This is a genomic window from Pseudomonas sp. SWRI81 (assembly GCF_014268545.1).
Classification (GTDB): Bacteria; Pseudomonadota; Gammaproteobacteria; order Pseudomonadales; family Pseudomonadaceae; genus Aquipseudomonas; species Aquipseudomonas hamedanensis.
Window position 1 is genome coordinate 49,259 of record NZ_JABWQS010000042.1, and the last position, 8,295, is coordinate 57,553.

The 8,295-nt window shown below is 61.0% G+C and carries 9 protein-coding genes; 3 read left to right on the forward strand and 6 right to left on the reverse strand.

Annotated elements, in window-relative coordinates:
• Window positions 1-15 precede the first annotated feature (15 nt).
• The 4 genes from HU765_RS21745 to HU765_RS21760 all read right to left on the reverse strand — a co-directional run bounded on the left by HU765_RS21745 (window position 16) and on the right by HU765_RS21760 (window position 3,316).
• Window positions 16-957, reverse strand: coding sequence for a MerR family transcriptional regulator (locus HU765_RS21745; RefSeq protein ID WP_186551177.1), 942 nt, complete (start codon window positions 955-957; stop codon window positions 16-18).
• A complete protein-coding gene (locus HU765_RS21750) occupies window positions 957-1,919 on the reverse strand; it encodes a DUF523 and DUF1722 domain-containing protein (RefSeq protein ID WP_186551178.1) in 963 nt (320 codons plus the stop codon). The genes HU765_RS21745 and HU765_RS21750 overlap by 1 nt, the downstream gene beginning before the upstream one ends.
• Before the next feature lie 198 nt (window positions 1,920-2,117).
• Entirely contained in the window at window positions 2,118-2,333 is a 216-nt protein-coding gene (locus HU765_RS21755) for a TIGR02450 family Trp-rich protein (protein WP_186622868.1), read from the reverse strand.
• Window positions 2,330-3,316: an FAD-dependent oxidoreductase gene (locus tag HU765_RS21760; protein ID WP_186551180.1), complete on the reverse strand. Its 987-nt coding sequence runs from the start codon at window positions 3,314-3,316 to the stop codon at window positions 2,330-2,332. Before HU765_RS21760 ends, HU765_RS21755 begins: the two co-directional genes overlap by 4 nt.
• 197 nt (window positions 3,317-3,513) lie before the next feature.
• Here HU765_RS21760 and HU765_RS21765 point away from each other — a divergent pair, with 197 nt between their 5' ends.
• Both HU765_RS21765 and hemH read left to right on the forward strand, forming a co-directional pair.
• Complete coding sequence (locus HU765_RS21765) at window positions 3,514-4,416, forward strand: TIGR01777 family oxidoreductase (RefSeq protein WP_186622870.1); 903 nt, start codon at window positions 3,514-3,516, stop codon at window positions 4,414-4,416.
• Between the two features lie 13 nt (window positions 4,417-4,429).
• Window positions 4,430-5,455, forward strand: a complete 1,026-nt coding sequence (gene hemH, locus HU765_RS21770) for a ferrochelatase (RefSeq protein WP_186622871.1) — start codon at window positions 4,430-4,432, stop codon at window positions 5,453-5,455.
• Window positions 5,456-5,558: 103 nt separating this feature from the next.
• Here the strand turns inward: hemH and HU765_RS21775 are convergent, their stop codons facing one another.
• Window positions 5,559-6,833 carry a uracil-xanthine permease family protein gene (locus HU765_RS21775; RefSeq protein ID WP_186551183.1) on the reverse strand — a complete coding sequence of 425 codons (1,275 nt, stop codon included), beginning with the start codon at window positions 6,831-6,833 and terminating at the stop codon, window positions 5,559-5,561.
• Window positions 6,834-6,835: 2 nt separating this feature from the next.
• Window positions 6,836-7,474 carry a uracil phosphoribosyltransferase gene (gene upp / locus HU765_RS21780; RefSeq protein ID WP_090286199.1) on the reverse strand — a complete coding sequence of 213 codons (639 nt, stop codon included), beginning with the start codon at window positions 7,472-7,474 and terminating at the stop codon, window positions 6,836-6,838.
• Window positions 7,475-7,650: 176 nt separating this feature from the next.
• Here upp and HU765_RS21785 point away from each other — a divergent pair, with 176 nt between their 5' ends.
• The gene (locus tag HU765_RS21785; RefSeq protein ID WP_016773231.1) at window positions 7,651-8,208 is read left to right on the forward strand and encodes a hypoxanthine-guanine phosphoribosyltransferase; all 558 of its coding nucleotides are present in this window, start codon (window positions 7,651-7,653) and stop codon (window positions 8,206-8,208) included.
• The last annotated feature ends 87 nt before the right edge of the window (window positions 8,209-8,295 follow it).

The window sequence follows — 8,295 nt, forward strand, 5'->3', positions numbered from 1 at the left end:
TCGTTGGACTCATCATCAAATCAGGCCGCGCTCGAGCAGTGCCTGGTGCGCAGCAAGCGGATCTTCAGCCAGGAATAAATCGGCGGATTCGGCAGTTCTGGCGGACAACTCGGCGTGGTGGATATGCACCGCCGGTCCGGCGATCAACGTCGGGCAACCGACGTTTGCCAACAGCTTTGGCAACTGCGCCAGTTGCAGGGCTTTGCTGGAATACAGCAGAACGCCACGGGCCTGGAGCTGTTCGACGGTCAACGCAAGTTCACCGGCCGGCAGCGGCCAGTCGAACACCTGCACCGGGCAATCAGCGCTGCTGATCAGCCACGCGCACAGCCACAGTTGGGGTTCCAGTGGCAGGTCGGAATGATTGATCAGCAGCAGCGGTGCGGCATGCAGTTGGCGGTTGTTGTGGTAGATGCGTGCGCCGAATTTACTGCGCAGCCAGGACAGGAAAAACACCCGCTCCATCTGCGCGCCGAACTGGCCCTGCCAGCGCTGTTCGAGTTCGCTCAGCAACGGCATCAGCAGTTGTTCGCACAGCGTGCGCGGCGGGTACAGCGCCATGGCTTGGTTGACGCTGTCATCCAGCGTGCGTTCATTGAGTGCGGTAACCGCGGCGAGCAGCGTCTGCTGCAAGCGTTGCCAGTCGTTTTCCACGGTTTCGCTGAACGCTTGCGGCGTGTCGAGCAGAGGCTTGACCTGGCTGACGGCAACGCCACGGTTGAGCCAGGTGAGAATGGCCAGAATCCGCTGCACATGTTCGGCTGAATACAAACGGTGGCCCTTGGGCGTGCGCTGTGGCACGACCAGCCCGTAGCGGCGTTCCCACGCACGCAAGGTAATGGCGTTGACCCCGGTCTGCCGCGCGACTTCGCGGATTGGCAGCCAGCCCTCGTCGAGGGCTTTCTTGAAGTCGGCGCCGAGGTCTTCCTGGGCGCTGCTGTCGGTTTTTTCGTTCATTAGATAGCGTTTCGCAGACTGAGGTTTTCCGGATGCGGCTGCAGGTACACCTGCTGCGCAATGTAGGGATCCGGATGGAGGCGAAAATGATGCTTGAGCAGGGTCAACGGCACCACCAGCGGCACGATGCCCTGACGGTACTGGCCGATGACCTGCTGCATTTCCTGTTTGTCTTCGGCGCTCAGCGATTGTTTCAAATATCCGCTGATGTGCAGCAGCACGTTGCAATGGGTACCGCGGGTCGCGCATTTTTTCAGTGCGGCCATCAGTTCGCTGAAATAGCGCGGGCCGAGCTCCGCTGGGTCGCTGTCGGCCATGTTGCCGAGCAATTTACCCAAGGCTTTGTATTGCAGCGGGTTGTGCGCCATCAGCAGGTATTTGTAGCGCGAGTGGAATTCAGTGAGGGCGCGGCGGCTCAGGCCCTGGGCGAGCACTTGCTGCCAGGCGCTGTAGGCAAGCACGCGGGTGATGAAGTTTTCCCGCAGCACCGGATCGTTGAGGCGTCCGGCTTCTTCCACCGGCAAATCCGGATGCTGTGCACAGAACGCCTGAGCGTAAATACCACGGCCGCCGCCATTCACCGGAGCGCCGTTGGCGTGATAGACCTTGACCCGCTCCAGCCCGCAGGACGGCGATTGCTGCATGAAGATATAGCCGCAGAGATCTTGCAGCTCACCGGCCATTTTTTCGCCGTATTCGGCCAGTGGCCGGGTGACGTTAATGCTCGGATTTACGGTGCCGACCGCCTCGGGCTGTTGCGGGTCGCCGACCAGCCGAATCGGCTCGCGAGGAATGCCCATGCCGATGGCGACTTCCGGGCACAGCGGCACGAAGTCGAAGTATTCCGCCAGGGTTCGGCTGCACAGCCGTGATTCCTTGTGCCCACCGTTGAAGCGCACTTCTTCGCCCAACAGGCAGGCGCTGATGGCGATCTTCGGCTTGGACAGGGAAGCAGTAGACATGAGCACCTCGAATCTATACCTGTACAGAGGGTTGTCTCTGTACAACTTTGCTCAGCATAGATCCGTGGATGTACAAGTCAAATGGTTTGTATAAGTTTTTTTGTAGGAGTGAGCCTGCTCGCGATGGCGGTGTGTCAGACGGATTGTTTTGACTGAGACACCGCCATCGCGAGCAGGCTCACTCCTACAGGGGGGAATTTATTTCCAGCCTGGTAGCCAGTGTTCATTGTTCTGCAGCGTTCGCCAATCCAGGCGCTCGCTGCGCTGGGTCAGCACCGCCTGCAATTCAACCTCCAGCACCGTGCCGTCTTCATCACGGATCAGTTCGGTGACCAGAAAATGTTTCTCGCGATTCTGCGGGTGGGCTGCTGTCCATTTCGACAGCAGCAATTTGCGCGGGTTGATGCGATTCATTGCAGGTGTTCGTGCAAGCGACGTGCAGCCTCCTGGCCGCTGAGCCAAGCCCCTTCGACCCGTCCGGACAGGCACCAGTCACCGCAGGCGTACAGGCCCAGATCGGCGTCGGCCAGCGTCGTCCATTCATGGCCGGTGGCGGGGCGCGCGTAGAGCCAGCGATGGGCGAGGCTGAAGGTTGGCGCGGGCATGGCGCTGTGCAGTAATTCGGCGAACGCACCGTGCAGTTGCTCGATCACGGCTTCCTTGGGCAAGTCGATATGCTGTCGGCTCCATGCGCTGGTGGCGTGCAGCACCCAGGTGTCGAGGGTGGTGTCGCGTCCGGGTTTACTGCGATTGCGCGCCAGCCAGTCGAGGGGGCTGTCCTGCACGAAGCAGCCTTCGATCGGTGTATCCAGCGGTGTCTCGAAGGCGAGGGCGACGGCCCAGGTCGGGTCCATTTTTACCCCGGCGGCGGCCCCGGCGAGTTTCGGTGCGGCCGCCAGCAGCGCTGTCGCTTGTGGTGCTGGCGTGGCGATGACCACATGGCTGAACGGCCCGTGGGTGAAGCCTTCGGCGTCTTGCAGGTGCCAGTGCTCTTCACCGCGATAAACCTCGGTGATCCGGCAGGCAAACTGCACGTCCAGACCGTCGAGCAGGCCACGGGTAATGGCGCTCATGCGCGGCGTGCCGACCCAGCGGGTCTGCTCGTCCGGGGACAGGTTCAACTGCCCGCCCTGAAAGGTGTACAGCTGCGGCGCCCATTCGGCGGCCCAGCCCTTGCTTTGCCAGCGTTGCACTTCCGTGACAAAACGCCGGTCGCGCGCGGTGAAATATTGCGCACCCAGATCCAGCGAACCTGCATCGCTGCGCTTGCTGGACATGCGCCCGCCGCTGCCGCGGCTTTTATCGAACAGTTGAACGGTATGCCCGGTCTCTGTCAGAGCCTGGGCGGCGGAGAGTCCGGCGATGCCGGTGCCGATGATTGCGATAGGTACAGTCATAGGGGCCTCGTTTACCTTTCTGTACAGACTACGCCGTCGATGAAACCTGTACAATTATGTTTTTTGGTATAACTTCTAGCATTCTCGTTCTGACAGCTTGGCCTATTGTTAAACCATAGAGCCTGCTCGATCGAAAAGATCCCTGCCTATAAAAATAGACTAGTGATCCGGGTTAAACGCCACGCGAGGAAGATGTCATGCACATATTGCTGACCGGCGGTACTGGTTTGATAGGACGTCAGCTCTGCCGGCACTGGCTGGAGCAGGGGCATCGCCTGACCGTGTGGAGTCGACGCGCGCACAAGGTCGCGCAGATTTGCGGGCCAGACGTTCGCGCAATTGCACGTCTGGAGGACCTCGGCGAGGAGTCGCTGGACGCAATCGTCAATCTCGCCGGCGCGCCGATTGCCGACCGGCCATGGACCCATCGACGCAAGGCGTTGTTGTGGAGCAGCCGTATCACCCTGACCGAGACCTTGCTGGCGTGGCTGGAAACTCGCGTACAGAAACCGGCGTTGCTGATATCCGGCTCGGCGATCGGCTGGTACGGCGACGGTGGCGAACGCGAGCTGACAGAAGAATCGCCGCCCGGCATCGACGATTTCGCCAGCCAGCTGTGCATCGCCTGGGAAGAGACCGCCCTGCGCGCCGAGAACCTCGGCATCCGCGTGGTGCTGCTGCGAACCGGTCTGGTGCTGTCGGCCGAGGGCGGCTTTTTGTCGCGGCTGTTGCTGCCGTTCAAGCTCGGGCTGGGCGGGCCTTTGGGCAATGGTCGGCAGTGGATGCCGTGGATTCACATCGACGATCAAATCGCCCTGATTGATTTTCTTCTGCACCATCATCAGGCGAGCGGTCCTTATAATGCCTGCGCGCCGAAACCTGTGCGCAACCGCGAATTTGCCAAGACTCTGGGCAGTGTCTTGCACCGCCCGGCGTTCATGCCGATGCCGACCCTGGCGCTGAAGGTCATGCTCGGCGAGCTGTCACTGTTATTGCTCGGCGGCCAGCGCGCCACGCCGGCACGTTTGCTCGAAGCGGGCTTTACCTTCCGCTTTACGGATTTACGCGCGGCCCTGGATGATCTCTCCAGCCGCCTCTGAAATAGGACGTTGCATGACCGATCACGCTTTGCTTCTGGTCAACCTGGGCTCTCCGGCCTCCACCTCGGTGGCCGATGTGCGCAGCTACCTCAATCAATTTCTGATGGACCCGTACGTGATCGACCTGCCATGGCCGCTGCGGCGGCTGCTGGTGTCGCTGATCCTGATCAAGCGCCCAGAGCAATCGGCGCATGCCTACGCGTCGATCTGGTGGGAGGAGGGCTCACCGTTGGTGGTGCTCAGCCGCCGCTTGCAAGCGCAAATGACCGAGACGTGGAAACACGGCCCGGTCGATCTGGCGATGCGTTACGGCGAGCCGTCGATCAAAACCTGTCTGTTGCGGCTGGTGAAAGCAGGGCACAGGAAAATCACCTTGGCGCCGCTGTATCCGCAGTTCGCCGACAGCACCACGACGACCGTGATCGAAGAAGCGCGGCGCGTGCTGCGCGAGAACAAGCTCGACGTGAAGTTATCGATCCTGCAACCGTTCTACGATCAGCCGGAATATATCGAAGCACTGGCCGCCAGCGCTCGCCCACATCTGCAGCAGGATTACGATCATTTGCTGCTGAGCTTTCATGGCTTGCCGGAGCGGCATCTGACCAAACTCGATCCGACCGGCAAACATTGCCTCAAGGGCGCAGATTGCTGCCAGACCGCCTCGCCGGCGGTATTGGCGACCTGCTACCGCGCGCAATGTTTCCGCACCGCCGCCGCCTTCGCCAAAACCATGGGCCTGGCGGACGGCAAATGGTCGGTATCGTTTCAGTCGCGCCTGGGGCGAGCGAAGTGGATCGAGCCTTACACCGAAGCGCGGCTGGATGAGCTGGCCAAAAGCGGGGTGAAAAAGATTCTGGTGATGTGCCCGGCGTTCGTCGCTGACTGCATCGAGACGCTGGAAGAAATTGGTGATCGCGGCAAGGAACAATTCCGCGAAGCGGGGGGCGAGGAGTTGGTGCTGGTGCCCTGCCTGAACGACGACCCGCAATGGGCCAGGGCGTTGGCGACTCTCTGCGAAAGAGCGCCGCTGGCCCTCTAAAGCAAATCGCGAGCAGGCTCACTCCTACAATTTGGAATGCGTACCCCTGTAGGAGTGAGCCTGCTCGCGATAGCGATGTCTCAGACGATGAAGATCTAAAGACTTAAATCAGCGGCTCATCCGCCTTCTTCTGCTTCCAGCCGTCATTGCCCGGCAGGATCAGGTTCAGCGCAATCGCCACCACTGCGCACAGTGCGATGCCTTTGAGGCCGAAGTCATCCGGGCCAGTGCCGGTGCCGACCAGCACACCACCAATGCCGAACACCAGCGTCACCGAGACGATCACCAGATTGCGCGCTTCGCCCAGGTCGATCTTGTGGCGGATCAGGGTATTCATGCCCACCGCCGCGATCGAACCGAACAACAGGCACAGAATCCCGCCCATCACCGGCACCGGAATGCTTTGCAGGAGCGCGCCGAACTTGCCGATGAACGCCAGGGTGATGGCGAAGATTGCCGCCCAGGTCATGATTTTCGGGTTGTAGTTTTTGGTCAGCATCACCGCGCCGGTTACCTCAGCGTAGGTGGTGTTGGGCGGGCCGCCGAACAGCCCGGCCGCGGTGGTGGCGATGCCGTCACCGAGCAGGGTGCGATGCAGGCCCGGCTTCTTCAGGTAATCGCGACCCGTCACACTGCCAACGGCAATCACGCCGCCGATGTGCTCGATCGCCGGGGCCAGCGCTACCGGAACGATGAACAGAATCGCCTGCCAGTTGAACTCCGGCGCGGTGAAGTGCGGCAGGGCGAACCAGGGCGCCGCGGCAATCTTCGCGGTATCGACCACGCCGAAATAAAACGACATGGCGAAACCGACGAGCACACCGGAGATGATCGGCACCAGACGAAAGATGCCTTTGCCGAACACCGCCACGATCAGCGTGGTCAGCAGTGCCGGCATCGAGATCAACATGGCGGTCTGGTAGTGGATCAGCTCGGTGCCGTCGCCAGCCTTGCCCATCGCCATGTTCGCGGCGATCGGCGCCATGGCCAGGCCGATGGAAATGATCACCGGGCCAATCACCACCGGAGGCAGTAAACGGTCGATAAAACCGGTGCCTTTGATCTTCACGGCAAGGCCGAGGAAGGTGTAGACGAAACCGGCCGCCATCACCCCGCCCATGGTCGCGGCGAGGCCGAACTGGCCCTTGGCGAGGATGATCGGGGTGATGAAAGCGAAGCTCGACGCCAGAAACACCGGCACCTGACGCCCGGTGACGATCTGGAACAGGATCGTCCCCAGACCTGCGGTAAACAGGGCCACGTTCGGATCAAGACCGGTGATCAGCGGCATCAGCACCAAAGCGCCGAACGCCACGAACAGCATCTGCGCGCCGGACAGCACCGTGCGCCAGAGCGGATCGTTGAACTCTTGCTGCATGCTCACGCGTCCTTCTGCTTGGTGCCGAAGATCTTGTCACCGGCGTCGCCAAGCCCAGGGATGATGTAACCGTGCTCGTTCAGACGTTCGTCGATGGACGCGGTGTAGATGGTCACGTCCGGGTGCGCCTTTTCTACGGCGGCAATGCCTTCCGGCGCGGCCACCAGGACCATGGCGCGGATGTCGCGGCAACCGGCCTTTTTCAGCAGGTCGATGGTCGCGACCATGGAACTGCCGGTGGCGAGCATCGGGTCGATGATCATGGCCAGGCGTTCGTCGATTTCCGGAACCAGTTTTTCCAGATACGTGTGGGCTTGCAGGGTTTCTTCGTTGCGGGCAACGCCCACAGCGGACACCTTGGCACCCGGGATCAGGCTCAGCACGCCTTCGAGCATGCCGATGCCGGCGCGCAGGATCGGCACGACGGTGATCTTCTTGCCGGCGATCTTCTCCACCGACACGGTGCCGCACCAGCCGGCAATGTCGTAGGATTCGAGCGGCAAATCTTTGGTGGCTTCATAGGTCAACAGGGCGCCGACTTCCTGAGCGAGCTCGCGGAAATTCTTGGTGCTGATATCAGCGCGGCGCATCAGGCCGAGTTTATGACGGATCAGCGGATGGCGGATCTCGAGGATGGGCATGGGAAAGGCTCCGGCGGCGGGCAAAAAAACCGGCCTAGATTAATCTATCCGACAGTGATGTCCTATAGGACATTCTGTACGTTAGTCCATAAGAGCTTGATTCGGTCCTGCGAGATGCGTACCTTTGCCCGCTTTTCGCAACCATGCCCCCCACCCGCCAACCCCTGGAGAGCGCCATGTCCGCTGATCTCGAGCATATCCGTCAAATCATGCGAGAGGCTGACTGCCTGTACACCGAGTCTGAAGTCGAGGCGGCCATCGCCCGCGTCGGTGCACAAATCAACGAACAACTGGCCGACAGCAACCCGGTGGTCTTCTGCGTGATGAACGGCGGCCTGATCTTCTCCGGCAAACTGCTGACGCATCTGCAGTTCCCGCTGGAAGCGTCCTACCTGCACGCGACCCGCTATCGCAACGAAACCAGCGGCGGCGACCTGTTCTGGAAAGCCAAGCCGGAAGTCTCGTTCATCGACCGCGACGTGCTGATCATCGACGACATCCTCGACGAAGGTCACACCCTGGGCGCGATCATTGATTTCTGCAAACACGCCGGCGCGCGCAAAGTACACACCGCCGTGCTGATCGACAAGGACCACGACCGCAAGGCGCGGCCTGACCTGAAAGCCGATTTCGTCGGCCTGCCGTGCATCGACCGCTACATCTTCGGTTACGGCATGGACTACAAGGGCTACTGGCGCAACGCCAACGGGATCTACGCCGTTAAAGGCATGTAAGAAACCTGCATTGCCCCCTGTGGGAGCGAGCCTGCTCGCGAAAGCGTCGTGTCAGTCAGCATGAATGTAACTGACACATCGCGTTCG